We start from the raw sequence: 14,739 nt of genomic DNA, 5'->3' as shown, positions 1-14,739 counted from the left end.
AACATGGTTGTTACGCTGATCCACCCAATCGCGATGGATGACGGTCTGCGTTTCGCAATCCGTGAAGGCGGCCGTACTGTAGGTGCTGGTGTTGTTGCTAAAGTTATCGCTTAATCGCTGATAGTTTTTTGTCACTATTCGTTGACGCAATACACACTAAAAGGGCATCATTCGATGCCCTTTTTTCTACGCTGTGGCGCTAGAACCTATCTCATCAGCGATTTATACGTCATAATCACTGGTGAGATAGGCTCTGAGATATAGCGTAAAACACCGAATTGCGCTCAAGTAGAGCATCGATCGGTTTGGTTTGCCTCGCAATGCGAGGCAAAGTTGTTTGTTCTGAATCATTGTGACGGGTTGGTTTATGAGTGCGAATACCGAGGCTCAAGGGAGCGGGCGCGGCCTGGAAGCGGTAAAGTGGCTGGTTGTTGCCGTTTTGTTGGTTGTAGCTATTGTCGGTAACTATTATTACCGTGCATACAGCCTGCCGTTACGCGCGTTAGCCGTAGTTGTTATTATCGCAATTGCAGGCGCAGTGGCTTTACTGACCACTAAAGGCAAGGCAACAGTTGCGTTTGCTCGTGAAGCGCGAACTGAAGTACGTAAAGTCATTTGGCCAACGCGCCAGGAAACATTGCATACCACACTGATCGTTGCGGCGGTAACTGCCGTTATGTCTCTGATTCTGTGGGGGCTGGATGGTATTTTAGTCCGCCTGGTATCTTTCATTACTGGCTTGAGGTTCTAAATGTCTGAAGCACCTAAAAAACGTTGGTACGTCGTTCAGGCGTTTTCTGGCTTTGAAGGCCGCGTAGCGCAATCGCTGCGTGAGCACATCAAATTACATGACATGGAAGAACTGTTTGGTGAAGTCATGGTTCCAACCGAAGAAGTGGTTGAAATTCGTGGTGGCCAGCGCCGTAAAAGTGAACGTAAATTCTTCCCGGGTTATGTGCTGGTACAGATGGTAATGAATGACGCCAGCTGGCACTTAGTTCGCAGCGTTCCTCGTGTTATGGGCTTCATTGGCGGAACGTCAGATCGTCCTGCACCAATCAGCGATAAAGAAGTTGATGCGATCATGAATCGCCTGCAACAAGTGGGGGATAAACCACGCCCTAAAACATTGTTCGAACCAGGTGAACTGGTACGTGTTAATGACGGGCCGTTTGCAGACTTCAATGGTGTGGTCGAAGAAGTTGATTACGAGAAAAGCCGCCTGAAAGTGTCTGTTTCCATCTTTGGCCGTGCAACACCGGTTGAACTGGACTTCGGTCAGGTTGAAAAGGGCTAATACAACGTTCTAAATATTCGTTAGAACAGTTGTTGTACAAGGCGCGAAATTAAACTATAATTTCGCGCCTTTTGTTTTTATGTGCAGTCTTCTTGGCACATAAATGATAAAGAACAAGTACTGTAAATAACGGGGAGCCTCTTCAAACAGGCGATATTACCCAAACGAGGATATTTACCATGGCCAAGAAAGTACAAGCCTACGTTAAGCTGCAAGTTGCAGCTGGTATGGCAAACCCAAGTCCGCCAGTTGGTCCAGCTCTGGGTCAGCAAGGCGTGAACATCATGGAATTCTGTAAGGCGTTCAATGCTAAGACTGATAGCATGGAAAAAGGCCTGCCAATTCCTGTTGTTATTACTGTTTATTCTGACCGTTCTTTCACCTTCGTTACCAAAACCCCTCCTGCAGCAGTATTGCTGAAGAAAGCGGCTGGTATCAAGTCTGGTTCCGGCAAGCCGAACAAAGACAAAGTAGGTAAAGTAACGAGTGCTCAGGTTCGTGAAATCGCAGAAACCAAAGCTGCGGACATGACTGGTTCTGACGTTGAAGCGATGATTCGCTCCATCGAAGGTACTGCTCGTTCCATGGGCCTGGTAGTGGAGGATTAATAAATGGCTAAGCTGACCAAGCGCATGCGCGTGATCCGTGACAAAGTTGATGCTACTAAACAGTATGACATCACCGAAGCCGTTGCTCTGCTCAAAGAGCTGGCCACTGCTAAATTCGTAGAAAGCGTTGACGTTGCTGTTAACCTCGGCATCGACGCTCGTAAATCAGATCAAAACGTTCGCGGCGCAACCGTACTGCCACACGGCACCGGTCGTTCTGTTCGCGTTGCCGTCTTCACTCAAGGTGCAAACGCTGAAGCTGCTAAAGCTGCAGGCGCTGAACTGGTTGGTATGGAAGATCTGGCTGACCTGATCAAGAAAGGCGAAATGAACTTCGACGTTGTTATCGCATCTCCAGATGCAATGCGCGTTGTTGGCCAATTAGGTCAGGTCTTGGGCCCACGCGGTCTGATGCCTAACCCGAAAGTCGGTACTGTAACCCCTAACGTTGCTGAAGCGGTTAAGAACGCTAAAGCAGGTCAGGTTCGTTACCGTAACGACAAAAACGGCATCATCCATACCACTATCGGTAAGGTTGATTTCGAATCCGACAAGCTGAAAGAAAACCTGGAAGCTCTGTTGGTCGCTCTGAAAAAAGCGAAGCCTTCTCAGGCTAAAGGCGTTTTCATCAAGAAAGTAAGCCTGTCCACTACCATGGGCGCGGGTCTTGCTGTTGATCAAAGCGGCCTGAGCGCAACAGTTAACTAATTAACTGCTGACGTTTATCGCTTTACGCGGGCGATAGATTTGTCTAGAATCTATGGCCCGTTGTTTCGTTAATGCGAAACCAAGATTTTTCGGTTGGAGCCTGGCCTATCCAGGCCTCCGTCCAAGACCGCAGGTGCCCCGAAAAGGGCTTAATCCTTCCTGCGTAGACGGTGACAGAGCCTGAAGAAAATATTTCTTTGTCTTTTTTATAAAGAATTAAGATTTGTCTTTGCTGGATTCTCTGCTCACCGTGTTTGAACGCTTGATATCGATTCTCGATAACAAGTGATGTGAGTTCCGGGGGTTTTCCCCGGCTAAATCCAGGAGCAAAAAGCTAATGGCATTAAATCTTCAAGACAAACAAGCGATTGTTGCTGAAGTCATCGAAGTAGCCAAAGGCGCGCTGTCTGCGGTTGTTGCGGATTCCCGTGGCGTAACTGTAGATAAAATGACTGAACTGCGTAAAGCAGGTCGTGAAGCTGGCGTTTACATGCGTGTTGTTCGCAACACCTTGATGCGTCGCGTCGTAGAAGGTACTCAGTTTGAGTGCCTGAAAGACACGTTTGTCGGTCCAACCTTGATTGCATTCTCTACTGAACACCCAGGCGCTGCTGCCCGTCTGTTCAAAGATTTCGCTAAAGCGAATGCAAAATTTGAGGTTAAAGCTGCGGCCTTTGAAGGTGAGTTTATCTCTGCGGCTCAAATTGACCGCTTGGCAACTCTGCCTACTTACGAAGAAGCAATCGCACGCCTGATGGCAACCATGAAAGAAGCCTCTGCAGGCAAATTGGTTCGCACTCTGGCTGCTGTACGCGATCAGAAAGAAGCTGCTTAATCAGCCTTTTTTATCTCGTTCATTTGCTTACGTATAAACTATTTCTGAATTCTAGGAACACTTGAAATGTCAATCACTAAAGAACAAATCATTGAAGGCGTTGCAGCTCTGTCTGTAATGGAAATCGTTGAACTGATCTCCGCTATGGAAGAAAAATTCGGCGTTTCTGCTGCTGCTGCTGTTGCAGGTCCTGCTGCTGCTGCTGAAGCTGTTGAAGAAAAAACTGAGTTCGACGTTGTTCTGGCCGCTGTTGGCGCGAACAAAGTTGCAGTTATCAAAGCTGTTCGCACCGCGACTGGCCTGGGTCTGAAAGAAGCTAAAGACCTGGTTGAGTCTGCTCCAGCAGCTCTGAAAGAAGGCATCAGCAAAGATGACGCTGAAGCTCTGAAAAAATCTCTGGAAGAAGCTGGTGCTTCTGTTGAAGTTAAGTAAGTTTAACTTCCCGGAGTGCAGTCTGTCCTAACAGGCTGATGGCTGGTGACTTTTTAGTCACCAGCCTTTTTGCGCTATAGAGTGTCAGTGATGTTTCACACTGTTTGAGCACTGAACTACTCTAATATCTCTTTCTATAGACGCCTTAATATATTGTTGCCTCTTGCTGTAGCTCATCTACAGATAACGCACAACGAAATGATTTAAGAGTGGTAGAAAACAGATATTGCGGAAAGCGTTTCTGCTTTCCGGTCGACATAAACGGTGTTGCATGAACTGTCCTTCTCAGGGCAGACAAGATTGGGTCACTGATCAGCGAGCTGAGGAACCCTATGGTTTACTCCTATACCGAGAAAAAACGCATTCGTAAGGATTTTGGTAAACGTCCACAAGTTCTGGACATTCCATATCTCCTTTCTATCCAGCTTGACTCGTTCCAGAAGTTTATCGAGCAAGACCCGGAAGGCCAGTACGGTCTGGAAGCTGCATTCCGTTCTGTATTCCCTATCAAGAGCTACAGCGGTAACTCTGAGCTGCAATACGTTAGCTACCGTCTTGGTGAGCCAGTATTTGACGTTAAAGAATGCCAGATCCGTGGTGTGACGTTCTCCGCGCCACTGCGTGTGAAACTGCGTCTGGTGATCTACGAACGCGAAGCACCAGAAGGTACGGTCAAAGACATCAAGGAACAAGAAGTCTATATGGGCGAAATTCCGCTCATGACCGAAAATGGTACCTTTGTGATTAACGGTACTGAGAGGGTTATCGTATCTCAGCTGCACCGTAGTCCGGGCGTATTCTTCGACAGCGACAAGGGTAAGACCCACTCATCGGGTAAAGTGCTTTATAACGCACGTATCATCCCTTACCGCGGTTCATGGTTAGATTTCGAGTTTGACCCGAAAGATAACCTCTTTGTGCGTATTGACCGTCGCCGTAAATTGCCTGCGACTATCATTCTGCGTGCATTAAATTACACGACTGAACAGATCCTTGACCTGTTCTTTGACAAGGTGACTTACCAGATCCGCGACAACAAGTTGCAGATGGAACTGGTACCTGAACGCCTGCGTGGTGAAACAGCTTCCTTTGATATCGAAGCTGACGGCAAAGTCTATGTAGAAAAAGGCCGCCGTATCACTGCCCGTCATATTCGTCAGCTTGAAAAAGACGAAATTCAGCGCATCGAAGTTCCTGTTGAGTACATCGCAGGGAAAGTGGTCTCTAAAGACTACATCGACACCAATACCGGTGAGCTGATCGTCCCGGCTAACATGGAATTGTCTCTGGATCTGCTGGCTAAGCTCAGCCAGTCCGGCCACAAAACCATTGAAACGCTGTTCACCAACGACCTCGATCATGGCGCTTACATGTCCGAGACTATTCGCGTCGACCCAACCAGCGATCGCCTGAGCGCACTGGTTGAGATCTACCGAATGATGCGTCCTGGTGAGCCACCAACGCGTGAAGCGGCTGAAAGCCTGTTCGAGAACCTGTTCTTCTCTGAAGATCGTTACGACCTGTCTGCAGTGGGTCGTATGAAGTTCAACCGTTCTCTGCTGCGTGATGAAATCGAAGGTTCAGGTATCCTGAGCAAAGACGACATCATTCAGGTTATGAAAAAGCTGATCGGTATTCGTAACGGCCAGGGCGAAGTGGACGATATCGACCACTTGGGCAACCGTCGTATTCGTTCCGTCGGCGAAATGGCTGAAAACCAATTCCGTGTAGGTTTGGTTCGTGTTGAGCGTGCGGTTAAAGAGCGTCTGTCTCTGGGCGACCTCGACACGCTGATGCCTCAGGATATGATCAACGCTAAGCCAATTTCGGCTGCGGTGAAAGAATTCTTCGGCTCAAGCCAGCTGTCACAATTTATGGACCAGAACAACCCGTTGTCTGAGATCACGCATAAGCGTCGTATCTCTGCATTGGGTCCGGGCGGTTTGACCCGTGAACGTGCTGGCTTTGAAGTTCGAGACGTACACCCGACTCACTACGGTCGCGTATGTCCAATCGAAACGCCAGAAGGTCCAAACATCGGTCTGATCAACTCCTTGTCTGTTTATGCACAGACCAATGAGTACGGTTTCCTGGAAACCCCTTACCGTCGCGTACGTGATGGTCTGGTGACTGATGAAATCAACTATCTGTCTGCTATTGAAGAAGGCAACTTCGTTATCGCTCAGGCGAACTCCAACCTGGACGAAGAAGGGCGCTTCATTGAAGACTTGGTCACTTGTCGTAGCAAAGGCGAATCCAGCCTGTTTAGCCGCGATCAGGTTGACTACATGGACGTTTCCACCCAACAGGTTGTTTCCGTTGGTGCTTCACTGATTCCATTCCTGGAACACGATGACGCCAACCGTGCATTGATGGGTGCGAACATGCAACGTCAGGCCGTTCCGACTCTGCGCGCTGATAAGCCGCTGGTGGGTACTGGTATGGAACGTGCTGTAGCGGTTGACTCCGGTGTTACTGCCGTAGCTAAACGTGGCGGTATTGTTCAGTACGTGGATGCATCCCGTATCGTTATTCGTGTTAACGAAGAAGAGATGTACCCGGGCGAAGCAGGTATCGACATTTATAACCTGACCAAATACACCCGTTCTAACCAGAACACCTGCATCAACCAGATGCCGTGTGTGAATCTGGGCGAGCCAATCGAGCGCGGCGACGTGCTGGCAGATGGTCCGTCAACAGATCTGGGCGAACTGGCTCTGGGTCAGAACATGCGTGTCGCGTTCATGCCTTGGAACGGTTACAACTTCGAAGACTCCATCTTGGTCTCCGAACGTGTTGTGCAGGAAGACCGATTCACGACCATCCATATCCAGGAACTGGCCTGTGTGTCCCGTGACACCAAGTTAGGGCCTGAAGAGATCACCGCTGACATCCCTAACGTGGGTGAAGCTGCGCTCTCCAAACTGGATGAATCCGGTATCGTTTATATCGGTGCTGAAGTGACCGGTGGTGACATTCTGGTGGGTAAGGTTACGCCTAAAGGTGAAACCCAACTGACGCCGGAAGAGAAACTGCTGCGTGCGATCTTCGGTGAGAAAGCGTCTGATGTTAAAGACTCTTCTCTGCGTGTACCAAACGGCGTTTCCGGTACGGTTATCGACGTGCAAGTCTTCACCCGCGATGGCGTGGAAAAAGACAAACGTGCGTTGGAAATCGAAGAGATGCAGCTGAAGCAGGCTAAGAAAGACCTGACTGAAGAATTGCAGATCCTGGAAGCCGGTCTGTTTGCACGTATCCAGTCTGCGCTGGTTGCTGGCGGTGTTGAAGCTGACAAGCTGGGCAAATTGCCTCGCGACCGTTGGTTAGAACTGTCACTGACTGACGAAGACAAACAGAACCAACTGGAACAGCTTGCTGAACAGTACGACGAACTGAAATCCGAGTTTGAGAAAAAACTCGAAGCTAAGCGTCGTAAAATCACTCAGGGCGATGATCTGGCACCAGGCGTGCTGAAAATCGTTAAAGTGTATTTGGCCGTTAAACGTCAAATCCAGCCTGGTGACAAGATGGCCGGCCGCCACGGTAACAAAGGTGTTATCTCTAAGATCAACCCGATCGAAGATATGCCTTACGATGAAAACGGGACTCCGGTTGATATCGTACTGAACCCGCTGGGCGTTCCATCACGTATGAACATTGGTCAGATTTTGGAAACCCACCTGGGTATGGCCGCGAAAGGTATTGGTGAAAAAATCAATGCCATGCTGAAGAAACAAGAAGAAGTTTCTAAGCTGCGCGAGTTCATCCAGCGTGCCTACGATCTGGGCGACGATGTACGTCAGAAAGTGGATCTGAACACCTTCACCGATGATGAAGTATTGCGTCTGGCTGAGAACCTGAAAAAAGGTATGCCAATCGCAACACCAGTCTTCGACGGTGCGAAAGAGACAGAGATCAAGCAACTGCTTGAAATGGGCGGAATCCCAACCTCTGGTCAGATCACACTGTTTGACGGCCGTACCGGCGAGCAATTCGAGCGTCAGGTTACCGTCGGCTATATGTACATGCTGAAACTGAACCACCTTGTTGACGATAAGATGCACGCGCGTTCTACCGGTTCTTACAGCCTTGTTACTCAGCAACCGCTGGGTGGTAAAGCTCAGTTCGGTGGTCAGCGCTTCGGTGAGATGGAAGTGTGGGCACTGGAAGCATACGGTGCCGCTTATACCCTGCAGGAAATGCTGACTGTTAAGTCCGATGACGTGAACGGCCGTACTAAGATGTATAAAAACATCGTAGATGGCGATCATCGTATGGAACCAGGCATGCCGGAATCCTTCAACGTACTGTTGAAAGAAATCCGTTCTCTGGGTATCAACATCGAGCTGGAAGACGAGTAAGTACTCGAATTCGCACTGATCACAGGGGCACCTGCCTGTTAATCAATACAGACCAGGTGCCTAACAGGTCTAACCCGACGGGAGCCAATCCGTGAAAGACTTACTAAAGTTTCTGAAAGCGCAAACTAAGACCGAAGAGTTTGATGCGATCAAAATTGCTCTGGCATCGCCAGACATGATCCGTTCTTGGTCTTTTGGTGAAGTTAAGAAGCCAGAAACCATTAACTACCGTACGTTCAAACCAGAACGTGACGGCCTTTTCTGTGCCCGTATCTTCGGACCAGTAAAAGACTACGAATGCCTGTGCGGTAAGTACAAGCGTTTAAAACATCGCGGCGTGATCTGCGAGAAGTGCGGCGTTGAAGTGACCCAGACTAAAGTACGCCGTGAGCGTATGGGCCACATCGAACTGGCTTCCCCGACTGCACACATCTGGTTCCTGAAATCGCTGCCATCGCGCATCGGTTTACTGCTGGATATGCCACTGCGTGATATCGAACGTGTTCTGTACTTCGAATCCTATGTGGTTATCGAAGGCGGCATGACCAACCTCGAAAAACGCCAGATCCTGACTGAAGAGCAGTATCTGGATGCGTTGGAAGAGTTTGGTGATGAGTTCGACGCGAAGATGGGTGCGGAAGCCATTCAGGCTCTGTTGAAAAACATGGACCTGGAAGCAGAGTGCGAACAACTGCGTGAAGAGTTGAACGAAACCAACTCCGAAACCAAACGTAAAAAGCTGACCAAGCGTATCAAGCTGCTGGAAGCGTTCGTTCAGTCTGGTAACAAACCAGAGTGGATGATCCTGACCGTGCTGCCGGTATTGCCGCCAGATTTGCGTCCATTGGTTCCGCTGGACGGTGGCCGTTTCGCAACGTCAGATCTGAACGATCTGTATCGTCGCGTGATTAACCGTAACAACCGTCTGAAACGCCTGCTGGATCTGGCTGCGCCAGACATCATCGTACGTAACGAAAAACGTATGCTGCAAGAAGCGGTAGATGCTTTGCTGGATAACGGCCGTCGCGGTCGTGCAATTACCGGCTCTAACAAGCGTCCGCTGAAATCTCTGGCAGACATGATTAAAGGTAAACAGGGTCGTTTCCGTCAGAACTTGCTGGGTAAACGTGTCGACTACTCTGGTCGTTCCGTTATCACCGTAGGTCCATACCTGCGTCTGCATCAGTGTGGTCTGCCGAAGAAAATGGCACTGGAACTGTTCAAACCGTTCATTTACGGCAAGCTGGAACTGCGTGGCCTCGCCACCACCATCAAAGCCGCGAAGAAAATGGTTGAGCGCGAAGAAGCTGTCGTTTGGGATATCCTGGACGAAGTTATCCGCGAACACCCGGTACTGCTGAACCGTGCACCAACCCTGCACCGTTTGGGTATTCAGGCGTTTGAACCGGTTCTGATCGAAGGTAAAGCAATCCAGCTGCACCCGCTGGTTTGTGCGGCATATAACGCCGACTTCGATGGTGACCAGATGGCTGTTCACGTACCGTTGACGCTGGAAGCTCAGCTGGAAGCGCGTGCGTTGATGATGTCTACCAACAACATCCTGTCACCTGCGAACGGCGAGCCAATCATCGTTCCTTCTCAGGACGTTGTATTGGGTCTGTACTACATGACCCGTGACTGTGTTAACGCCAAAGGCGAAGGCATGGTTCTGACCGGTCCTAAAGAAGCTGAGCGTATTTACCGCGCCGGTTTGGCCTCTCTGCATGCGCGTGTCAAAGTGCGTATTACTGAAGAGATCAAAAATACCGAAGGCGAAGTTACGCATAAGACGTCGATTATTGACACGACTGTCGGTCGCGCCATCCTGTGGATGATCGTGCCAAAAGGTCTGCCGTTCTCTATCGTCAACCAGCCTCTGGGCAAAAAAGCTATCTCCAAAATGCTGAACACCTGTTACCGCATTTTGGGCCTGAAGCCGACCGTTATTTTTGCTGACCAGATCATGTACACCGGTTTTGCTTACGCTGCCCGTTCAGGTGCATCCGTAGGTATCGATGACATGGTAATCCCTGCGAAGAAAGCAGAGATCATCGAAGAAGCAGAAACTGAAGTTGCTGAAATCCAGGAACAGTTCCAGTCTGGTCTGGTAACTGCTGGCGAACGCTATAACAAAGTGATCGACATCTGGGCTGCGGCCAACGAACGTGTTGCTAAGGCAATGATGGAAAACTTGTCTGTTGAAGACGTCGTCAACCGTGACGGTGTTGTTGAACAGCAGGTTTCCTTCAACAGTATCTTTATGATGGCCGACTCCGGTGCGCGTGGTTCTGCTGCACAGATTCGTCAGCTGGCCGGTATGCGTGGCCTGATGGCCAAGCCGGATGGTTCCATCATTGAAACGCCAATCACCGCGAACTTCCGTGAAGGTCTGAACGTACTCCAGTACTTCATCTCTACTCACGGTGCTCGTAAAGGCTTGGCGGATACCGCACTGAAAACGGCGAACTCCGGTTATCTGACCCGTCGTCTGGTTGACGTGGCACAGGATCTGGTAGTGACCGAAGACGACTGTGGTACTCACGAAGGCATCATGATGACTCCGGTCATCGAAGGTGGCGACGTTAAAGAACCACTGCGCGAACGTGTACTGGGTCGTGTGACTGCAGAAGATATCCTGAAGCCGGGTACGGCGGATATCCTGGTTCCACGTAACACCCTGCTTCACGAGAAGACGTGTGATCTGTTAGAAGAGAACTCTGTCGACAGCGTGAAAGTACGTTCAGTCGTAAGTTGCGAAACCGACTTTGGTGTGTGTGCAAACTGCTACGGTCGCGACCTGGCACGTGGTCACATCATCAACAAAGGTGAAGCGATCGGTGTTATTGCAGCACAGTCAATCGGTGAGCCGGGTACCCAGCTGACGATGCGTACCTTCCACATCGGTGGTGCGGCATCTCGTGCGGCAGCGGAATCCAGCATTCAGGTTAAGAATACCGGTACCATTAAACTGAGCAACCACAAGCACGTTAGCAACTCTAACGGCAAACTGGTTATCACTTCCCGTAACACTGAGCTGAAATTGATCGACGAATTTGGTCGTACCAAAGAAAGCTATAAAGTGCCTTACGGTTCCGTGATGGGCAAAGGTGATGGCGCAGCAGTTAACGGCGGCGAAACCGTGGCTAACTGGGATCCGCACACCATGCCAGTTATCAGTGAAGTGAGTGGTTTCATTCGCTTTGCCGATATGGTGGATACTCAGACCATTACCCGCCAGACTGATGACCTGACCGGTTTGTCTTCTCTTGTTGTTCTGGACTCTGCAGAGCGTACCGGTAGCGGTAAAGATCTGCGTCCGGCACTGAAAATCGTTGATGCTAAAGGCAACGACGTATTGATTCCAGGTACTGATATGCCTGCTCAATACTTCCTGCCAGGTAAAGCGATCGTTCAGCTGGAAGATGGTACTCAGATCCACTCCGGTGACACCCTGGCGCGTATTCCTCAGGAATCCGGCGGTACCAAGGACATCACCGGTGGTCTGCCACGCGTTGCTGACCTGTTCGAAGCACGTCGTCCGAAAGAGCCTGCAATCCTTGCTGAAATCAGCGGGATCATCTCCTTCGGTAAAGAAACCAAAGGCAAACGTCGTCTGGTAATTTCTCCGTTGGATGGCAGCGATGCTTACGAAGAAATGATCCCTAAATGGCGTCAGCTGAACGTGTTCGAAGGCGAAGTTGTGGAACGTGGTGACGTCGTATCCGACGGCCCTGAGTCTCCGCACGACATCCTGCGTTTACGTGGTGTTCATGCGGTTACCCGCTACATCACTAACGAAGTGCAGGAAGTTTACCGTCTGCAAGGCGTTAAGATTAACGATAAGCACATTGAAGTTATCGTTCGTCAGATGTTGCGTAAAGGCACCATCGTTAGCGCTGGTGGCACTGACTTCCTGGAAGGCGAGCAGGCAGAAATGTCTCGCGTTAAAATCGCTAACCGTCAGCTGGAAGCTGAAGGCAAAATCACGGCAACCTTTACCCGTGATCTGCTCGGTATTACCAAAGCATCTTTGGCGACCGAATCCTTCATCTCTGCTGCATCGTTCCAGGAAACCACGCGCGTTCTTACTGAAGCCGCTGTTGCGGGTAAACGTGATGAACTGCGTGGCCTGAAAGAGAACGTTATCGTTGGCCGTCTGATCCCAGCCGGTACCGGTTACGCTTATCATCAGGATCGTGCACGCCGTAAAGCACAGGGCGAAGTGCCAGTTGTACCGCAAGTCAGTGCGGATGAAGCAACGGCTAACCTGGCTGAACTGCTGAACGCAGGTTTCGGTAACAGCGACGATTAATCGTCTTCTGTCGAAACGCATAAAACCGCCCCTTCGAGGGCGGTTTTTTTTTACCTGAAATTTGAGAAAGGACGTGGCGGGTAAAGAGGAGCCGGAACAGGAAACTGGACGATAACCTGTTCCGGCTATTTGGAAGCAGCGCCGGGATGAATGGCGCCGGCCAGTTGCGAATGTGCAGTGGCAAAGGCACATTAATGCCCCAGGACTGCTGGCGCGAGGAGCAAAATTGTTTTATGGAATCTGTATTCCTGAGAGTTTACTAAATTACCCTCCGGCGACATTTTCCTGCGAGACCCGCCCCAAAAAACTGTCCCAGTCTTTCCAGACCGGCTGCAGCCCGGCTTGTGTTAATGCCTCTGCGACACGTTGCGGGGATCGGTTATCGTGCGGTGCAAATTGCTCAAGTTCCGGATGATCATCGGCATAGCCACCGGGTTGTGTTTTAGATCCTGCGCTGACGGTGTTGATCGCCAGCGGGATGACATGATCGCGGAAGTAAGGTGATTCGCGCGTCGACAATGAAAGCTCGACATCCGGTGCCAGCATCCTGAAAGCGCATATCAGTTGTACAAGCTGGTTTTCTTCCAACAAAGAAGCTGGTTCGATACCGCCGGTACAAGGGCGCAATCTCGGAAATGCCACCGAATAACGGCTTTGCCAGTAGGTTTGTTGGAGGTACAACAAATGTTCGGCCACCATATAACTGTCCGTCCGCCAGTTGCCTGAAAGCCCAAACAGGGCCCCAAGTCCGATTTTATCGATCCTTGCCCGCCCGAGCCGGTCCGGTGTCTCCAGTCGCCAGAAAAAATCTTGTTTCTGTCCGCGAAGATGATGCAAGGCATAGGTCGGTGCGTGATAGGTCTCCTGATAAACCAATACACCGTCCAGCCCCAGCGTTTTCAGCTCGGCATATTCTTCCTGCTGTAGCGGCTGAACTTCGATCATCAGCGAATCGAAATGGCTTCTGATTGGCGGCAAATGGCGGCGGAAATAATCCATGCCGACTTTTCCCTTGTGTTCGCCGGTGACCAATAACAGATGTTTGAAGCCCAGCGCATTCAGCGCTTCACACTCCCGACTGATTTCATTTTCATCCAGCGTTTTACGTTTGATTTTATTGCTCATCGAAAAGCCGCAATATGTACATTCGTTGGCGCAAAGATTGGATAAATACAAGGGGGCGAAGAAATTCACCGTATTGCCGAATCGCTGACGTGTCAGTTGTTGAGCGCGTTGCGCCATAGTTTCCAGATAAGGCAGCGCAGCCGGAGAAATTAATGCCATGAAATCTTCACGGCTGATTTTGTTGCGGCTGAGCGCCTGTTCAACATCACGGGATGTTTTGCTGTTGATGCGAAGGGAAGTATCATCCCAGTCCAGCATTGACCACACATCCGTAAAGTTATTCATAGGGATACCTGCGAAGCATTGAGGAAACCGGTCAGCGGACTTGACGCGCTGGCTTGCCGCTGCCTGCCACCCAGGCCGCTTTGACGGGCGATTGCGCCGGCCTGTACCGCCAGCCGGAATGCCGTTGCCATAGCAACCGGATCGCCTGCGACGGCTATCGCCGTATTGACTAATACAGCATCGGCCCCTATTTCCAGCGCTTCAGCGGCCTGGCTTGGGGCACCAATACCGGCATCAACGACGACCGGAATCTGTGCCTGCTCAATGATGATTTGCAAAAACTCACGGGTTTGCAGACCCTGATTGGAGCCGATCGGTGCACCCAGGGGCATGACGGCGGCACAACCGACTTCTTCCAGGCGTTTACACAACACCGGATCCGCGCTGCAATACGGCAAAACAACGAATCCTTTTTTCACCAGAATCTCTGCGGCTTTCAACGTTTCTATGGCATCGGGCAGCAGGTATTTTACGTCTGGGTGAATTTCAAGCTTCACCCAGTTTGTTGCCAGTGCTTCTCTTGCCAGTTGTGCGGCAAATACGGCCTCCTCAGCTGTTTTAGCACCGGATGTGTTAGGCAACAAACGGACCCCGAGCTGCTGCAAAGGAAACAAAATGTCATCCCCTCCGCGACGCAGATCAACGCGTTTCATCGCCATGGTCACCAGTTGAGTGCCGGATGCTTCCAGTGCCTGTTGCATTAACGCCGGGCTGGCGAATTTTCCCGTTCCGGTAAAAAGGTGTGACGTAAAAGTGGTATCAGCAATTTTTAACAT

At 50.4% G+C, this 14,739-nt stretch carries 11 protein-coding genes; 9 read left to right on the top strand and 2 right to left on the bottom strand.

What is annotated here, in order from left to right; translation table 11 throughout:
- The 9 genes from J1781_RS02030 to rpoC all read left to right on the top strand — a co-directional run.
- Positions 1-114: EF-Tu C-terminal domain-related protein (locus J1781_RS02030; RefSeq protein ID WP_455678424.1), on the top strand; the 114-nt coding region annotated here is incomplete at its 5' end.
- Between the two features lie 253 nt (positions 115-367).
- On the top strand, positions 368-751 hold the full coding sequence (secE, locus tag J1781_RS02025; RefSeq protein WP_034794996.1) for a preprotein translocase subunit SecE: 384 nt from the start codon (positions 368-370) through the stop codon (positions 749-751).
- Positions 752-1,297, top strand: a complete 546-nt coding sequence (nusG, locus tag J1781_RS02020) for a transcription termination/antitermination protein NusG (protein ID WP_009639145.1) — start codon at positions 752-754, stop codon at positions 1,295-1,297. It abuts the gene before it with no gap.
- A 179-nt stretch (positions 1,298-1,476) separates the two neighbouring features.
- The gene (gene rplK / locus J1781_RS02015) at positions 1,477-1,905 is read left to right on the top strand and encodes a 50S ribosomal protein L11 (RefSeq protein WP_217219989.1); all 429 of its coding nucleotides are present in this window, start codon (positions 1,477-1,479) and stop codon (positions 1,903-1,905) included.
- Positions 1,906-1,908: 3 nt separating this feature from the next.
- Entirely contained in the window at positions 1,909-2,613 is a 705-nt protein-coding gene (gene rplA, locus J1781_RS02010; protein WP_120164019.1) for a 50S ribosomal protein L1, read from the top strand.
- Between the two features lie 337 nt (positions 2,614-2,950).
- Positions 2,951-3,448, top strand: coding sequence for a 50S ribosomal protein L10 (gene rplJ / locus J1781_RS02005; protein WP_013577411.1), 498 nt, complete (start codon positions 2,951-2,953; stop codon positions 3,446-3,448).
- Between the two features lie 66 nt (positions 3,449-3,514).
- Complete coding sequence (gene rplL / locus J1781_RS02000) at positions 3,515-3,880, top strand: 50S ribosomal protein L7/L12 (RefSeq protein ID WP_013577410.1); 366 nt, start codon at positions 3,515-3,517, stop codon at positions 3,878-3,880.
- Between the two features lie 332 nt (positions 3,881-4,212).
- Positions 4,213-8,241 carry a DNA-directed RNA polymerase subunit beta gene (gene rpoB, locus J1781_RS01995; RefSeq protein WP_015699039.1) on the top strand — a complete coding sequence of 1,343 codons (4,029 nt, stop codon included), beginning with the start codon at positions 4,213-4,215 and terminating at the stop codon, positions 8,239-8,241.
- A 91-nt stretch (positions 8,242-8,332) separates the two neighbouring features.
- Positions 8,333-12,553, top strand: a complete 4,221-nt coding sequence (gene rpoC / locus J1781_RS01990) for a DNA-directed RNA polymerase subunit beta' (protein ID WP_129955676.1) — start codon at positions 8,333-8,335, stop codon at positions 12,551-12,553.
- A gap of 264 nt (positions 12,554-12,817) precedes the next feature.
- On the opposite strand, the gene thiH is transcribed toward rpoC, so the two are convergent.
- Positions 12,818-13,963 carry a 2-iminoacetate synthase ThiH gene (thiH, locus tag J1781_RS01985; RefSeq protein WP_217233132.1) on the bottom strand — a complete coding sequence of 382 codons (1,146 nt, stop codon included), beginning with the start codon at positions 13,961-13,963 and terminating at the stop codon, positions 12,818-12,820.
- The gene (locus J1781_RS01980; protein ID WP_217233131.1) at positions 13,960-14,739 is read right to left on the bottom strand and encodes a thiazole synthase; all 780 of its coding nucleotides are present in this window, start codon (positions 14,737-14,739) and stop codon (positions 13,960-13,962) included. The genes thiH and J1781_RS01980 overlap by 4 nt, the downstream gene beginning before the upstream one ends.

Source organism: Rahnella perminowiae (assembly GCF_019049695.1).
GTDB classification, from domain to species: domain Bacteria; phylum Pseudomonadota; class Gammaproteobacteria; order Enterobacterales; family Enterobacteriaceae; genus Rahnella; species Rahnella perminowiae.
Note: the sequence above shows the minus strand (reverse complement) of the source record. Positions and strands in the feature narration are given on the sequence as shown.

Excerpts from the sequence above, each read along its gene's own strand:
- rplA (WP_120164019.1), top strand. The coding sequence starts at position 1,909 with ATGGCTAAGCTGACCAAGCGCATGCGCGTGATCCGTGACAAAGTTGAT.
- J1781_RS01980 (WP_217233131.1), bottom strand. The coding sequence starts at position 14,739 with ATGTTAAAAATTGCTGATACCACTTTTACGTCACACCTTTTTACCGGA.
- thiH (WP_217233132.1), bottom strand. The coding sequence starts at position 13,963 with ATGAATAACTTTACGGATGTGTGGTCAATGCTGGACTGGGATGATACT.
- rpoB (WP_015699039.1), top strand. The coding sequence starts at position 4,213 with ATGGTTTACTCCTATACCGAGAAAAAACGCATTCGTAAGGATTTTGGT.
- rplL (WP_013577410.1), top strand. The coding sequence starts at position 3,515 with ATGTCAATCACTAAAGAACAAATCATTGAAGGCGTTGCAGCTCTGTCT.
- rplJ (WP_013577411.1), top strand. The coding sequence starts at position 2,951 with ATGGCATTAAATCTTCAAGACAAACAAGCGATTGTTGCTGAAGTCATC.
- secE (WP_034794996.1), top strand. The coding sequence starts at position 368 with ATGAGTGCGAATACCGAGGCTCAAGGGAGCGGGCGCGGCCTGGAAGCG.
- nusG (WP_009639145.1), top strand. The coding sequence starts at position 752 with ATGTCTGAAGCACCTAAAAAACGTTGGTACGTCGTTCAGGCGTTTTCT.
- rplK (WP_217219989.1), top strand. The coding sequence starts at position 1,477 with ATGGCCAAGAAAGTACAAGCCTACGTTAAGCTGCAAGTTGCAGCTGGT.